Annotated in this window: 11 protein-coding genes and 2 tRNA genes; 6 read left to right on the forward strand and 7 right to left on the reverse strand. The window is 69.6% G+C overall.

Translation table 11 applies throughout. From position 1 onward, the window contains the following. Nucleotides 1-201 precede the first annotated feature (201 nt). On the reverse strand, nucleotides 202-996 hold the full coding sequence (locus OHT51_RS26545; RefSeq protein ID WP_328881421.1) for a GAF and ANTAR domain-containing protein: 795 nt from the start codon (nucleotides 994-996) through the stop codon (nucleotides 202-204). A 161-nt stretch (nucleotides 997-1157) separates the two neighbouring features. Between OHT51_RS26545 and OHT51_RS26550 the strand changes: the two genes are divergently transcribed. Continuing rightward, nucleotides 1158-2189, forward strand: coding sequence for a glycoside hydrolase family 6 protein (locus OHT51_RS26550; protein WP_328881422.1), 1032 nt, complete (start codon nucleotides 1158-1160; stop codon nucleotides 2187-2189). A 73-nt stretch (nucleotides 2190-2262) separates the two neighbouring features. On the opposite strand, the gene OHT51_RS26555 is transcribed toward OHT51_RS26550, so the two are convergent. From OHT51_RS26555 to OHT51_RS26570, 4 genes are all read right to left on the reverse strand, one after another. Continuing rightward, nucleotides 2263-4200 (reverse strand): kelch motif-containing protein, encoded by a 1938-nt coding sequence (locus OHT51_RS26555; RefSeq protein ID WP_328881423.1) that lies wholly within the window; start codon nucleotides 4198-4200, stop codon nucleotides 2263-2265. Further along, a complete protein-coding gene (locus OHT51_RS26560) occupies nucleotides 4197-6197 on the reverse strand; it encodes a glycosyltransferase family 2 protein (protein ID WP_328881424.1) in 2001 nt (666 codons plus the stop codon). The genes OHT51_RS26555 and OHT51_RS26560 overlap by 4 nt, the downstream gene beginning before the upstream one ends. Nucleotides 6198-6520: 323 nt before the next feature. After that, nucleotides 6521-7237: a FadR/GntR family transcriptional regulator gene (locus OHT51_RS26565; protein WP_328881425.1), complete on the reverse strand. Its 717-nt coding sequence runs from the start codon at nucleotides 7235-7237 to the stop codon at nucleotides 6521-6523. 66 nt (nucleotides 7238-7303) lie between these two features. Further along, nucleotides 7304-7377, reverse strand: a tRNA-Lys gene (locus tag OHT51_RS26570). Between the two features lie 183 nt (nucleotides 7378-7560). On the opposite strand from OHT51_RS26570, the gene OHT51_RS26575 reads away from it, so the two are divergent. The 5 genes from OHT51_RS26575 to OHT51_RS26595 all read left to right on the forward strand — a co-directional run bounded on the left by OHT51_RS26575 (nucleotide 7561) and on the right by OHT51_RS26595 (nucleotide 13233). Then, entirely contained in the window at nucleotides 7561-9045 is a 1485-nt protein-coding gene (locus OHT51_RS26575) for a peptidoglycan-binding protein (protein WP_328881426.1), read from the forward strand. A gap of 57 nt (nucleotides 9046-9102) precedes the next feature. Beyond that, complete coding sequence (locus OHT51_RS26580) at nucleotides 9103-10242, forward strand: SPFH domain-containing protein (protein WP_328881427.1); 1140 nt, start codon at nucleotides 9103-9105, stop codon at nucleotides 10240-10242. A gap of 133 nt (nucleotides 10243-10375) precedes the next feature. Further along, entirely contained in the window at nucleotides 10376-10981 is a 606-nt protein-coding gene (locus tag OHT51_RS26585) for a lytic polysaccharide monooxygenase auxiliary activity family 9 protein (RefSeq protein ID WP_328881428.1), read from the forward strand. A 91-nt stretch (nucleotides 10982-11072) separates the two neighbouring features. Further along, nucleotides 11073-11540 carry a hypothetical protein gene (locus OHT51_RS26590; RefSeq protein ID WP_328881429.1) on the forward strand — a complete coding sequence of 156 codons (468 nt, stop codon included), beginning with the start codon at nucleotides 11073-11075 and terminating at the stop codon, nucleotides 11538-11540. Between the two features lie 40 nt (nucleotides 11541-11580). After that, nucleotides 11581-13233 carry a long-chain-fatty-acid--CoA ligase gene (locus OHT51_RS26595; protein WP_328881430.1) on the forward strand — a complete coding sequence of 551 codons (1653 nt, stop codon included), beginning with the start codon at nucleotides 11581-11583 and terminating at the stop codon, nucleotides 13231-13233. Here the strand turns inward: OHT51_RS26595 and OHT51_RS26600 are convergent. Continuing rightward, nucleotides 13199-13272 (reverse strand) — tRNA-Lys (locus OHT51_RS26600). The two genes, OHT51_RS26595 and OHT51_RS26600, sit on opposite strands and share 35 nt — an antisense overlap. Nucleotides 13273-13360: 88 nt before the next feature. After that, entirely contained in the window at nucleotides 13361-14119 is a 759-nt protein-coding gene (locus tag OHT51_RS26605; RefSeq protein ID WP_328881431.1) for an IclR family transcriptional regulator, read from the reverse strand. Nucleotides 14120-14189: the final 70 nt, after the last annotated feature.

A 14189-nucleotide genomic window follows, 5' to 3' on the forward strand; every position in this document is an offset into this window, starting at 1 on the left:
CGGTCGACGACCGCTCCCCCGAAGTCGCCGACCGGGCTGGTCCTCGACCGCGCGCGCACGGGCTGCGGGAGTAACCCGGCGACCGGCGCGGGAGGCTTTGTGTGACCAGAGTGGGGGGCTCGTCCGACCGGGGGCTGGGGTCGTCCGGAAATGACTCTAGAGCGGATGGCGGCCGGGGCCCAGAGAAAGTTCGCGGGGGTACTACGTGCGTCCCTCGTCGTCCGCAGGCCCCGCCTCCCGACGCAGTTCGGCGTCGTCCGCGACCCGGTCGATGACCTCCTGAGCGACCCGGTCCAGCGGCAGCCGGCGCCGGCGTGCGTACTGCCGCATCGCCACGAAGGCGTGGTCCGCGGGAGTGCGCCAGCGCTCGGCGAGCATGCCCTTGGCCTGTTCGATGCGCACCCGGCTGGACAGCGCCTGCTGCAACTGACCGGCGAGGGTGCGGCACTGGACGTACGCCGTGTTGTTCTCCAGCCCCAGGGCCGCGCAGTCGGCGAGGAGCTGCGCCAGCCGCAGCGCCGTACCGTCCTCGGATCGGGAGTCCTCGGACCGGGAGTCGCCGGCGCGGGCGGCGCCGAATACGTTGAGCGCGCCGAGCAACCGGCCCCGGCGGCGCAGCGGGACCGCGTACGTCGTGGCGATGTCGTGGGCGAGCGCCCGCTCCGTGAACTCGGGCCAGCGGGAGCCCGTCCGGGCTGCTCTGATCGAGACCGGCGGCACCGGCCGCCCCGAGCTGTAACTGTCCAGACAGGGCCCGCCGCCGTACTGGGCCCGCAGCAGCTCCAAGGCGACCTCCCGGTCCGCGCCGCCCGCCGCCTGCGACACCGCCCGCCCGCCGTCGATCAGCATGAACCCCGCGCCCCACGCGGCCAGTACCCCCACGCAGTGGTCGGCGACGCCCGATAAGTAGTGCGCGGCCTCGAACCCGTCGACGAGCGTGTCCGCCGACTCCACCAACGCCTCTGCCAGCCGTATCTCCCGGGTCCTCCCGTGCATGACCGCACCCTCCCCTTCCCCTGTCGCCCTGCGTCCCCTGTCGTCGTCGCAGCCGTCATAGTGGCTGTAACAGCTCCCCGACAAGACTTGGCGAACTCGTGTGCCCCACGACACGTATGTCAGGATTGAGACTTGGAACAGTGCACCCGAGGGGGAGCTGGATGTACCTGAACAGGGGGGCCTGGCGGGGGGCTCGCGCGCGGACGTCCGCGGTGGTGCTGGGGGCGGCGCTGCTGATGGCGGGCTGTTCGTCCTCCGGGGACGGCGACGACCCCGACGACAACGCCGGCGCCGGAATCAGCCAACAGCCCAAGGAGACCGACCCGTTCTGGGTGAACCCGGACGGGAACGCGGCCGAGCAGGTGGCGGCCTATGTGAAGGCCGGTAAGAAGGAGGACGCCGAGGAGATCCGCAAGATAGCGGAGCAGCCGACGGGCGAGTGGATCGGCCCGGAGAGCCCGGAGCAGGAGGCACTCGGCTTCACCGAGGCCGCCGACAAGGCGGGCCGTACGGCCCTGCTGGTCCTCTACAACATCCCGCACCGCGACTGCGGCCAGTACTCCCAGGGCGGCGCCGCCGACGGCAACGCCTACCGGACCTGGATCGACGGCGTGGCCAAGGGCATCGGGGACCGGGACACGACGGTCATCCTGGAGCCGGACGCGGTACTGCACCTGGTCGACGGCTGCACCCCCGGCGAGTTCCACGAGGAGCGCTACGACCTCCTCAAGGGCGCCATCACCAAGCTCAAGTCCCTGAAGAACACCAAGGTCTACGTGGACGCGGGCAATGTCGGCTGGGGTCACCCCGACCAGATCTTCGAGCCCCTGAAGCGGGCGGGCATCGACCAGGCCGACGGGTTCTCCGTCAACGTCTCCAACTTCTACACGACCGAGGACTCGATCGAATACGGCAAGGAGCTCTCCGCCAAGGTGGGCAACAAGCCGTTCGTGATCGACACCAGCCGCAACGGCAACGGCCCCTACACCGAGGGCAACCCGGACGAGCGCTGGTGCAACCCGCCGGGCCGCGCACTGGGGGAGACGCCCACGACCAAGACCGCCGACCCGCTGGTCGACGCGTACGTGTGGGTCAAGCGCCCGGGCGAGTCGGACGGCGAGTGCAAGGGCGGCCCGAAGGCGGGCGAGTGGTGGGCCCAGTACGCCTTGGGCCTCGCGAAGGCAACGTCCTAAAGGCGCGGGGAACTGCGCGACAAGCCACAACGCTCCCGCACCCGAAGAACAAGGTGCGGGAGCGTTGCTGCATCTACGGCACCTTCACCCACTGCGCCTTCGACGGCGTCCCTTGATCATCCGTCACGAACAGCATGTACCAACCCGACGGAACCAGATTCCGGTTCGTCGGCACATCCACCGTGATCTTGTCACCGGACTTCTTGAAGTCCAGCTTCACCGACCGCTGGTCCACGTCCGTGACATGCGTCGACGCGCTCGGCCGCATGAGCCGTACGTTCTCGATGGACGAGGCGTGCTGCGAGGTGAACGTGCCCGTCCCGCCCCGCTTGATGGTCTGCGGACCGCCCGACAGCGACGGCTGCGCGTCCCGGTACAGATACGGCGGCGTGTAGATCTCGATCCGCTGCTCGAACTTGCCCGGCTTGGTGTTGGCCTTGTCGGCGTACAGCGAGTCCGAGCCGAAGAACATCACACGGCCGTCGGGCAGCAGGATCGACCCCGAGTGGTAGTTACGGCCCACCAGCGGATCGGCGACCCGGTCGAACTCCGTCGCGCCCGGCCGGTATAGGTGCGCCTGGAGGATGTTGGAGTCGCCGCGGCCCCGGTAGTCCTCGGAGCCACCCGACACCAGCACGGTGTCGTCCGGCAGTACCGAGGCCTGCGGATACCGCGTGCCCTTCTCCAGCGAAGGCCCGTCCGCGAACTTCGGACTGTCGGCCTGCAGGTCGATCAGCCGCGTCTTCTCGCTCGCCTCCTTGGACTCGCCGACGCCACCGCCGCCGATCACCATGTACTTCTCGTCCTGCGCGGGCGGCAGCAGCACCGTGCCGGAGGTCTCCAGCAGCTTGGGGTCGCTCAGCCCGGGCAGCTTGCTGAACTTGTTGGTGTCGACGTCCCAGATGCCGGGGTCGCGGCCCACGTCGTCGGGACCGTAGCCCGCGTTCGAACCCGAGTAGAAGATCTTCCCGTTCTCCAGCGGGAACAGCGCCGGGTACGTCGGGAACTGCCGTACCTTCGTCAGGTACGTCCACTTCTTGGTCTTCGGGTCGTAGACCTCGTTCTTGCCCGGCACCAGCTGGCCGATGTCGTCGAGGCCGGAGACGCTGAGGATCTTGCCGTTGCCGAGCGTGGTGAGCGTCGGGTACCAGCGGGCCTCGTGCATCGGGTCGACCTTGATGTACTTCTCGGCGACCGGGTCGAACTCGTAGGCGTCCCTGATGCCCTGGAAGTCCTTCTTGTCGAGGGCGAGCTTCTGCGCGATGCCGTACGTGTTGCGCGCGTCGGCGCCGGACAGCCCCTGGATGCGGTAGTTGTCCTGGGTGCCGGTCTCGTACTTGGCGCCCTTCTTCTGCGCCTCGACGTAGATCCGGCCGAGGCCGGGGTCGTTGCGCAGGAACTCGCCGGTCGCCTTGTCGAAGACCTTCTTCGCGCGCGGCACCAGCACCGGGTCCTTGGAGACGAACGTCTTGCCGTTCTCCTTGCCGGTGAACTTGGTGCCCGCGGGCAGCGTGATCGGCTCGTCCGGGTTCTCGTTGTGGACGATCATCAGGCCGCCGGCCTTGGTGACGTCACCCTTGAGCTTCTCGTACCGCTTCGTACCGCCCGCGATCAGCAGGTTGCCGTTGGACAGCTGGGTGTGGCCGGTGCAGAACAGGTCGTTCGGCGTCGGCACCTTCTTGATCGTGCCCTTGACCGGGTCCCAGATCCGGGTGTCGTACTTCTTCGCGTCGAAGTTGTCCTGATTGTTGCCCGAGCCCGCGATCAGCAGCACCTTGCCGGTGTGCAGGAGCGCCGCGTGGATCGTGTTGAGGCGGTACTCCTCGGGGAATTCGACGATCTCCCACTTGCCGTTCTCGGCTTTGTACTCGGGTCTGTTGATTTGGTACTGGTGGTATTTCTCGGTGCCGACGCGATACAGCCACGGCCCGTTCATTCCGGCCAGCGCGAGCACCACCGCCGTACCTATCGCGAGTCGACGGGCGCGGCGGCGGCCTGCACGGTCGTTCATTCCTTACGTCCCCCAAGTCCACCAAGGGCAATCTGCATGGTCTGGTCGGTGCCGCTGCCGGACGAGGCGGCCCAACTCGGTTTGTGCTGCGGCGCGTGGGCCGCGTGCGGGGCATGGGACGCGTGCTGCGCGGGCAGCGGTTGCGTCTCCGGCTGGTACGGCGCGGGCTGGGCCGGCACAGGCTGCGCCGGGACCGTCGCGGCGGGCTTCTTCCTCTCCTGCCGCAGCATGTAGCGCCAGGCGAAGATCGGCGTCGCGGTGATCAGCATGGCGAACGTCGCCCAGATGATCATCGCCGGGTGCGAGTGGCCGTACACGAAACCGGCGGTGATCGAGGCGCCGAAGATTCCGATGAAGTACCAGTGGTAACGGAAGGTCCCGAACCACCTGTCGGGGCTCGCGGAATCGCCCTTGGGAGTGACCACGAACTTGCTCTTCTTGCGCAGCGCGGAGTCGATCAGGGCCTTCGCGTACAGCGGCGCCGACAGCGCGGACATCACCATGCCGGCCACGCCGCCGGAGCCCTCGGGCTCGTGCGGCGAGACGTTGTGGCGGCGGTTCCAGACGTACAGACCGATCTGGAGCGCGGAGGCGTTGCCGTAGAGCATCAGCCAGATCGTCGGGTCGATGTTCACACCCGAGGCGCCCAGGCCCAGGAACAGCGCACAGCTCAGCGCCGCCAGGATCCAGTTCAGGGCCGACATCGGGTAGAAGATGATCATCATCGTGTAGTTGAAGAGCTTGCTCGGCGGCAGCGAGTACCAGCCCTTCCAGTACTGCTTGAGGATCGTCTCGTACGTCCCTCGCGACCAGCGCATCTGCTGGGTGAAGAAGTCCGTCCAGGCGCTGGGGCCCTCACCGACGGCGAGCACGTCCGGCGTGTAGACCGAGCGCCACTTCTTGCCCGTCGCCGGGTTCTTGTGGCGGTGGATCTCGAAACCGGTCGCCATGTCCTCGGTGATCGAGTCGTACAGACCGCCGATCTGCTTGAGCGCCTTGATACGTACGGCGTTCGACGTACCCACGAACATCGGGGCGCCGTAGCGGTTGCCGGCGCGCTGGATGAGGGCGTGGAAGAGGAACTGCTGGGACTCGGCGGCCTTGGTGACGAAGTTGTCGTAGTTGCCGTACACCTGCGGGCCGATGACGAAGCCGATGTTCGGGTCGCGGAAGAAGCCGAGCATCCGCTCCAGGTAGTTCGGCAGCGGCACGTGGTCGGTGTCGACCGAGGCGAAGAAGTCGTAGTCGTCGCCGTGCGCGTCCAGCCAGGCGTTGTAGTTGCCGTGCTTGGTCTTGGCGCGGTGCGGGCCCTTGGCCTGGTTCCACTTGGCGACGCCCTTGCGGGAGAAGTGGTGGACGCCGAGCCGCTTGCAGACCTCCTTGACCTCCGGGTCGTCGCCCTCGTCGAGCAGCCAGATGTGCAGAAGGCCCCGGTGGCGCAGCTTCACGGCCGCCTCCAGGGTCTTCGTCACCATCTCCAGCGGCTCCTTGCCGGGCACGAAGGAGGTCAGGAAGGCCACTCTCGTGCCGGTCTCGGGAACCACCGGGATCGGGTCGCGGGCGACGAGCGTGGCGTGCGCGTTCGACAGCACGTTCATGCAGCGGAAGAACTCGATCAGACCGATCGAGACGAGCATCACGATGTCGAGCGCGGGCAGGAAGTCGAAGGCGGGATAGTCCCGTTCGGTCCAGTGCTCCGGCTGCAGCAGCCAGAACAGCAGGACCAGCGACAGCAGCGGAGCGGCCGCCAGCATCAGCGCGACCCTGATCCGGTGCGGCTCCTGCGAGATCAGTGAGCGGTACTCGACCCGGTACGGCTTGTTCGGGTCGGGCTGGGTGAGGGGACCGGCCAGCCGGCTGTAGTGCTCGTAGTCGTACTTCGGCAGCGTCTTCTTGATCCGGCGGAACGCACCCGTCCGGGTATGCGAAGGCACCCTTAGCTGGGTGGTTTGAGACGGGTCGAAGTTCTGCCGGGCGCCCGTCGGCGTCGACGTCATGAGTCATCCCCCCACACGCGGGTAACCCCACGTGTCTGTCGGTTCCTTGACGGCTGCTCCAGTCCCCCTCGACCTTCACAGACGTATCAGTGGTGGGCCGCAGTCACCACGTCTTCCACACCTTAGACATGGAACAGCGACCTTCCGGTTGCATCATGCCCCCCTCGGCATGCGGTCATGAACGGGGCCCCTACCCCCGGCGAAAACCGGCAACCGGCTCCTTGCCCCCCAACTGCCGCGTATCCGCAGCATCTTGAAAAACCATCACCAGAGTTCTACGCCGTACCGCATGATCGCAAGATGCGAAACGAGGTGTTTACCGGTCATACGCGCTCATTGGGGCACCTGTGGGGGTGTTGTGTACCCGTCGTGGATACCCGGGCGCGGATGTTGCCGAAGTGCTCTCGTATGGCTCCCTCCGCTCGTATCGCATCGCCCGACCGCACCGCGTCCACGATCTCCCGGTGCTGCCGGCACGTGACCAGCGGATCCTGCGGGGCACCCCCGAGATCGGTGTGGACGCGGTGGAAGGCGTCCCAGAACGCCTCCATGACCTCGCCCAGCAGCGCGTTGTCCAGCCCCCGGTAGAGGGTGGCGTGAAACGCCCGGTCGGTGTCGGCGATGCCGTCACCGCCCCGCGCGGCCTGTTCCTCCATACGGTCGACGAGCGCATCCAGTTCAACGAGGTCGGTGTCCGGGAGCCGCCCCGCGAGCCGGGACACCAGCCCCGTCTCCACGGCCTCCCGCAGCTGCACCAGCTGGAGCAGGGTGTCCTCGCCCCGGCAGTGCCCGGCGACCGTGCGGAAGGCGAGGCCCTCGATCATCGGCGCCAGTGACATGGTCCCGACATACGTCCCGAAGCCGTGCCGGATCTCGACGATGCCCATCGCCTGCAACCCCTTGAGCGCCTCGCGCACGGAGTTGCGGCTGGCACCCAGATGAGTCATCAGCTCGGGCTCCGTCGGCAGCGGGGCCCCGGAGGCCAGCCGGCGGTCGATGATGAGCTTCTTGATCCGCTCCTGGAGGTCACGCGCTGCCATGACCAGAGAGTATCCGGCCAAACACGCGAAAAGCCCCCCGCTTGCACGAGGGGCTTCCACTGTCGGTGCGCCGCCAGGGACTCGAACCCCGGACCCGCTGATTAAGAGTCAGCTGCTCTAACCAACTGAGCTAGCGGCGCTTGCTGACGGCGTAACTCTACATGACCTGCGGGGGTGGTCCTGACCGTGAGGACGGGGCGGCCGGGGGCTCCGGGGCGGGCGTAAACCATTCGGACCGTCAACATGCGAGTCCGGAAGACAGTTGTGAGACTGGCGAGGTGTACTGCCGCGGAGATATCCAACTGGAGTGTGAGGGGAATCGCATGGAGACTCGGACTCCGGTATTCGAGGAATTCGACCCTGCGAGTGACTGTGACTGCCCGGGATGCGTTCACTGGAGACGCGTTCTGCCGCATTCCGCGACCGGCCGCCACCCGGCCGCCCACCGGGCGCTGATCCTGGCCGCAGCCGCCTCCACGACCCTCGCCGTAGGCCATACGGCTCCAGCCCTCGCCGCCCCCCACGTCACCGAACGTCCGGGCGTTCCCGCAGGTGACGACCCCGCTACACCCCAGGGAGGCCGGGCCCCGCTGCACGGGCCGGGTGGACAGCCGGTCTCCCCGGTCGGCCCGGTCGGCCCGGTCAAGACACCCGCGACCACCCGCGCGGAGATCATCACGCGGGCCAAGAAATGGGTCACCGCGAAGGTTCCGTACAGCATGTCCAAGTACTGGTCGGACGGATACCGGCAGGACTGCTCGGGCTTCGTCTCGATGGCCTGGAACCTGCCCGGAAACGAATGGACCGGCAGCCTCCACGAGTACGGCGTACGCATCACCAAGAAGGACCTGCAGCCCGGCGACATTCTGCTGTTCCACAATCCGGCGAACCCCGAGAAAGGCTCGCACGTCGTCATTTTCGGCGGCTGGACGGACCACACGCACACCTACTACGTCGCCTACGAGTCGACACCGCCGCACGCCCGCCGGAAGACCACCCCGTACGCCTACTCGAGCCACTCCGACCGCTATGTGCCCTACCGCTACAAGGGGCTCAAGACCGCCACGACGGAGACGGAACCGGCCACCGGGAAACAGGAGACCGGGAAACAGGAGACCGGGAAAGAGGGGACCGCGAAGCCGGCCACCGCGAAGCCGGACATCACGAAGCCGGACAGCACGAAGCAGGACCCCACCGAGCCGGCGACCAGCCAGCCGACCACAGCCCAGCCGACCACCCCCGAGCCGGCCGCTCCCGGGGCCCCGCCGAGCGCGACGGCGTACCCGGGACGGGCGTATTTCGGCCCGGGGGCCAACAACAAGCACGTCGACCGGCTGGGCCGGCTCCTCGTCGAGCGCGGCGCCGGCCGGTACTACACGTCCGGCCCCGCCTCGCGCTGGACGGACGCGGACCGCAGGGCCACACAGGCCTTCCAGCAGGCGCAGGGCTGGCAGGGCCAGGACGCGGCCGGGCTGCCCGGGCCGCAGACGTGGCTGCTGCTGGTGACGGGCAAGGGCAAGGACGTGCCGGGCGGGGCGGCCGGGCGCGCGCAGCCGGCGTCGCACGGCGTGCCGGGCTATCCGGGGCGGGCGATGTTCCGGCCGGGCGCCGACAACGAGTACGTCACCCGGCTCGGCAGGCAGCTGGTGAAGAAGGGGTTCGGCAAGCACTACAAGACCGGGCCGGGACCGCGCTGGGGCGAGGCGGACCGGCGGGGCGTCGAGGCCTTCCAGCGTGCCCAGGGCTGGCGGGGCGGCGCGGCGGACGGCCTTCCGGGGCCCGAGACCTGGCGGCGGCTCTTCTCGTAACGCCGCAGTCCGACAACCACTGTTGTGACGCATCTGGCGCGGAGGCTGGAGGCACGCATGACCACGACCACTTCTCACACGCCCGAACCCGAGGGGCTCGCGGGATTCGAGGGGCCGGCCGACGTGCCTGCCCGGCCCGCGAGGCTGATCCAGAACGAGGTGACCACCGAGATCCCCGTCCATCTGCTGTTCCGCGACGAGGCGGGACCGGTGTCGGTGCCGCTGCGGCCGACGGTCGTGGCGCGCCGGCAGGGCACGGGGGAGCAGCCGCGCCTGCGCCGTCCGATGCAGCCGAAGCCGCGTCCCGCGCCGGAGGTCGACCCCGACCTGGTGGAGCGGCCCGCGCGCGTGCTGCCCGGGGCGGCGGGGGTGCTCGCCGGTGCCTGCGGGGCGGCCGGGTGCCTGGCCACCTCGTGGTGGGCCGGGGTGCTGCCGCAGCTGGCGATGGAGGCACTGCGGCTGCCCGCGTCCGCGGGTGCCGGACTGGGTCCCGCGCAGTGGGCGGCGTACGCGGGGGCCGGAGCCCTGGGGTGCGTCGGCCTGGGCGGGCTCGCGCGGGGGCGGACCGGGCGGGCCTGGGTGCTCGGGCTGTTCGGCCGCTATCAGGGGACGGTCCGGCGCACCGGCCTGCTGTGGGTCAACCCGCTGCTGCTGCGCCGCCGGGTCGACGTACGGCTGCGGCACTGGCGCAGTGAGGCGATGCAGGCGGCGGACGGCAACGGGGTCGCGCTGCGGGCCGTCGTCCTGGTGGTGTGGCGGGTGAGGGACACCGCGCGGGCGACGCTCGGGGTGGAGGATCACGAGCTCTACTTGCGCGAGTGCGTCGAGGCGGCGCTCGCCCGGGTGCCGGTGGAGATGCCGGGTGCCACGCGGGGTTCCGCCGAGGTGACCGCGGACGCGTTGACCCGGACGGTCGTGCGGGACGCGGGCGCGGTCGGGCTGGAGGTGTTCTCGGTGCGGCCGGTGCGGGTGGAGTACGCCCCCGAGGTCGCCGCCGCCATGCACCGCCGCCGTATCGCCGCGCTGGACGCGCAGGCCCGGGCGACCATGCTCACCTCGGTCGTCGACTCGGTGGAGGACACGGTGACGACACTGACCATGCGGGGCCTGGTCGATCTCGACGACTACGAACGCAAGGCACTGGTCAAGGACTTGACGGTGGCGTTCTGCGCGGGGCGGGGGGAGACGGCCGTCTGACGGCGCGAACGTGACGGTACGGCGAACGTGTTCCTCGATTGGTATGGACATGTTCAACAGTCAGCAATAATCTGAGACTTGGTCTAGACCTGCAAGCTCGCCGAACTTCCCCCACGTTCCCAGGAGCAGCAGCATGCGCAGAAAGACCAAGCTGTCCGCCGCCGCACTCGGACTCACCACGGCCGGAGCCCTCGTGCTCTCCGCCGGGGGTGCGTCCAGCCACGGCTACACCGACCTCCCCATCAGCCGTCAGAAGCTCTGTCAGAACGGCACCGTGACCAACTGCGGGTCCATCCAGTGGGAGCCGCAGAGCGTCGAGGGCCCCAAGGGCTTCCCGGGCTCCGGCCCGGCCGACGGGTCGATATGCAACGGCGGGCTGGGCCAGTTCAGCCAGCTCAGCGCGCCGAAGACGCCGTCCGGCGGCGCCTGGCCCACCACCAGGGTGACCGGCGGTCAGAACTACACCTTCCGGTGGCAGTTCACGGCCATGCACGCCACGACCGACTTCCGGTACTACGTCACCAAGCCGGGCTGGAACCAGAACCACAACCTGTCCCGGTCCGACCTCAACCTCACGCCGTTCTTCACGGTCCCGTACAACGGGCAGCGGCCGCCGTCCACGCTCTCGCACAGTGGCAGGCTGCCGTCCGGGCTGAGCGGTCACCACGTCATCCTCGCGGTGTGGACGATCGCCGACACGAGCAACGCGTTCTACGCCTGCTCGGACGTCACGTTCTGAGGTTCTCTTGAGTCAGAACCCCGGCCGGCGTGGGTAGATCACTCCCACGCCGGCCCATCGGGGTCGGCGCACCGACCTCGGGGGATGAACCATGGACGCGATCTTCTACGTCATACCCGGTCTCATCATGGCCGTGGCCCTCTTCGTGGCGTACCGGGTGGTGTTCCGCTCGCTGCAGATGCGCAGGGCGTGGAACAGCGGGCTGACCGCGCAGGCACGCTGTCTGCGGTCGTACACGACCGTGAGCGGCGGCCACGGCAACACGTCCGTGCACACCACCCTGCACCACGTGTACGAGTTCGTCGCGCGCGACGGCCGCCTCGTCCGGTTCGAGGAGGAGGGCGGGCCGGGGGCGAGGGTCGAGGGGGACCTCGTCACCGTCCACTACGCCGAGGGCGCTCAGGTGGTGGCCACGGCCCATGCGCCGGGCCACGCCAGGCAGGCGGCGGCCACCGCCGGCATCCTCGTGTTCCTCGGGGTGGTCGTGGTGTTCTGCGCCGGTTTCATGAGCACCTACTCGGACATGTCCTCGGGCACGGACCCGATGAGCGGCTTCTGACCCTCCACATCTGACGGAGCATCAACTACCGTGCGCCGCCATGGAGTCCACTACGGGGCGCACGGTCGCGGAGCTCGTGGCGGCACGATGGGACGACCACCGGCCGGGGCTGTGGTTCGAGGGCGGGATGCTCACGCAGCACGAGATGGCGGCCGGGGCCGCCGTCCGGGCGGCGCTGCTGGCCGACCTGCTGCCGCCCGGCGCCGAGCCGCACATCGGGGTGCTGCTCGACAACACCCCCGAGTACCCCCTGTGGCTGAGCGCGGCCGCCCTCGCGGGGGCCGCCGTCGCCGGGATCAACCCCACCCGCCGCGGCGCCGAACTCGCCCGCGACATCCTGCACACCGAGTGCCGGGTGCTGGTCACCGAGCGGGCCCACCTGCCCCTGCTCACCGGCCTCGACCTGCCCGGCGTACGCCTGCTGCTGACCGACTCGGCGGAGTACCACGCCCTGCTCGCCCCGTATGCCGGCGCGCGGCCCGACGCCTCCCGTGCCGCCCCGCACGACCGGCTCCTGCTCTACTTCACATCCGGATCGACCGGCGCGCCCAAGGCCGCGATCTGCACCCAGGGACGGCTGGCCGCCGCCGGACGCTCGCTGGCCGACCAGTTCCGCGTCCGGCCCGACGACGTGCACTACGTCTGCATGCCGATGTTCCACGGCAACGCCGTGATCGCCGACTGGGCACCCGCCCTCACGGCCGGCGCGGGCGTGGCGCTGCGGCGGCGGTTCTCGGCGTCCGGGTTCCTGGCGGACGTACGGGCGTACGGGGCGACGTACTTCACCTACGTCGGCCGGGCGATCCAGTACCTCCTCGCCACCGAGCCCCGCCCGGACGACCGCGACAATCCGCTGCGGCTCGGCTTCGGGACGGAGGCGGGGGCGCAGGACGCCATGGCTTTCGAGCGGCGGTTCGGCGTGCGGCTGGTGGAGGGGTACGGCTCCTCCGAGGGCGGGGCCGCGATCCCGTGGGTGCCCGGGGCTCCCCGGGCGGCGGTGGGCCGGGCCGGGCCCGGGCTCGTCGTCCTGGACGCGCGGACGCGGGAGGAGTGCCCGCCCGCGGTCTTCGATCCGGCAGGGCGGCTGCTGAATGGCGAGGAGGCGATAGGGGAGCTGGTGAACCGGGGGCCGAACCCCTTCGAGGGGTACTGGCGCAATCCCGAGGCGGAGGCCGAGCGGCGGCGGGACGGCTGGTACTGGACCGGTGATCTCTTCTACCGGGACCGTGACGGCTATCTCTACTTCGCCGGCCGCACGGACGACCGGATCCGCGTGGACAGCGAGAACCTGGCCGCCGCGATGATCGAGAACATCCTCGCGCGGTACGAGGGGGCGGTGGCCGTCGCCGTGTACGCCGTGCCCGATCCGGTGACCGGGGACCAGGTGATGGCGACGATCGCCGGGACCTTCGATCCGGAGGCCTTCGCGGACTTCCTGGCCGCTCAGCCCGATCTCGGGACCAAGATGGCGCCCCGGTTCGTGCGGGTGGTGGAGCGGATGCCGGTCACGGCCACGAACAAGATTCACCGGGCGCGGCTGCGGACGGAGGGGGTGCGGTGCGCCGACCCGGTGTGGTGGCGGCCGCCCGGCGAGCAGGCGTATCGGAGACTGGAAGACGCCGAAGGGCCTCCCGCTCCCACGAGAGGCCCTTCACCGGTGCGCCGCCAGGGACTCGAACCCCGGACCCGCTGATTAAGAGTCAGCTGCTCTAACCAACTGAGCTAGCGGCGCATGACTCGCGCCGACCGCGCATTTCGTGCTCTCGCGGCTGGCGACGGAGAAAATACTACCTGGTCCGCGGGGGTGCTTCCGACCACCGTCAGATGGCGAGGCTGAGCAGCACCGGCGCCGCGTTCCGGTTCAGGGCGTCCGCCGCCTGGCGCAGCCGGTGGGCGTGCTCGAGCGGGAGCGACAGGGCCAGGCAGCCCACCGACGACCCGGCCGTGATCGGGACCGCCGCGCACACCGTGCCCACCGCGTACTCCTGGAGGTCGAGGTGGGGGACCGTCGGCGGCTGGGACTCCAGGCGGGAGAGCAGGACCCGGTCGCTGGTGATCGTGCGCGAGGTGAGGCGGGCCATCTTGTGGCGGGAGAGATGATCGCGCCGGCCGTTGTGGTCGAGCTGGCCGAGCAGGCTCTTGCCGATCGCGGTGGCGTGGGCGGAGAAGCGGAAGTCGACCCACTCGTTGACCACGGGGGTGGCCGGCCCCGCCGCGTACTGGTCGATCTTGATCTCGCCGTCGACGTACCGGCTGATGTAGACGGCGGCGCCGACCGAGTCGCGCAGCCGGTCCAGAGTGCGCTGGAGGTTCTCGCGCAGGGCCTGCTCGCGGCCCTGCGCGGAGCCGAGGCGGGCCAGTGCCTCGCCCGTGACGTACGCGCCGTCGGCCACCTGCTCCACGTAGCCCTCGCGGCGCAGCATCAGCAGGAGGCCGGTCAGGCGCTCGGGGTCGATGCCCGTGTGCCGGGCGAGCTCGGTGTCGGTGACTCCGGTGCTGTGCCGCGCCACGGTCTCCAGGACGCGCAGGGCGTCCTGGGCCGAGTGGTACGGCGTCGTCGGCTCGTGCTGCAGCGCCACGGTTCCCCCTGCGGTCGCACGTCGCTTCTCATTGGGCCGGGTTCGTGTCAGCCAATCTCCTTCACGATAA

The organism is Streptomyces sp. NBC_00299 (genome assembly GCF_036173045.1).
Taxonomy (GTDB): domain Bacteria; phylum Actinomycetota; class Actinomycetes; order Streptomycetales; family Streptomycetaceae; genus Streptomyces; species Streptomyces machairae.

What these genes read in the sequence shown, in the direction of transcription:
- OHT51_RS26545 (WP_328881421.1), bottom strand. Translation starts at nt 996, where the DNA reads ATGCACGGGAGGACCCGGGAGATACGGCTGGCAGAGGCGTTGGTGGAG.
- OHT51_RS26550 (WP_328881422.1), top strand. Translation starts at nt 1,158, where the DNA reads ATGTACCTGAACAGGGGGGCCTGGCGGGGGGCTCGCGCGCGGACGTCC.
- OHT51_RS26555 (WP_328881423.1), bottom strand. Translation starts at nt 4,200, where the DNA reads ATGAACGACCGTGCAGGCCGCCGCCGCGCCCGTCGACTCGCGATAGGT.
- OHT51_RS26560 (WP_328881424.1), bottom strand. Translation starts at nt 6,197, where the DNA reads ATGACGTCGACGCCGACGGGCGCCCGGCAGAACTTCGACCCGTCTCAA.
- OHT51_RS26565 (WP_328881425.1), bottom strand. Translation starts at nt 7,237, where the DNA reads ATGGCAGCGCGTGACCTCCAGGAGCGGATCAAGAAGCTCATCATCGAC.
- OHT51_RS26575 (WP_328881426.1), top strand. Translation starts at nt 7,561, where the DNA reads ATGGAGACTCGGACTCCGGTATTCGAGGAATTCGACCCTGCGAGTGAC.
- OHT51_RS26580 (WP_328881427.1), top strand. Translation starts at nt 9,103, where the DNA reads ATGACCACGACCACTTCTCACACGCCCGAACCCGAGGGGCTCGCGGGA.
- OHT51_RS26585 (WP_328881428.1), top strand. Translation starts at nt 10,376, where the DNA reads ATGCGCAGAAAGACCAAGCTGTCCGCCGCCGCACTCGGACTCACCACG.
- OHT51_RS26590 (WP_328881429.1), top strand. Translation starts at nt 11,073, where the DNA reads ATGGACGCGATCTTCTACGTCATACCCGGTCTCATCATGGCCGTGGCC.
- OHT51_RS26595 (WP_328881430.1), top strand. Translation starts at nt 11,581, where the DNA reads ATGGAGTCCACTACGGGGCGCACGGTCGCGGAGCTCGTGGCGGCACGA.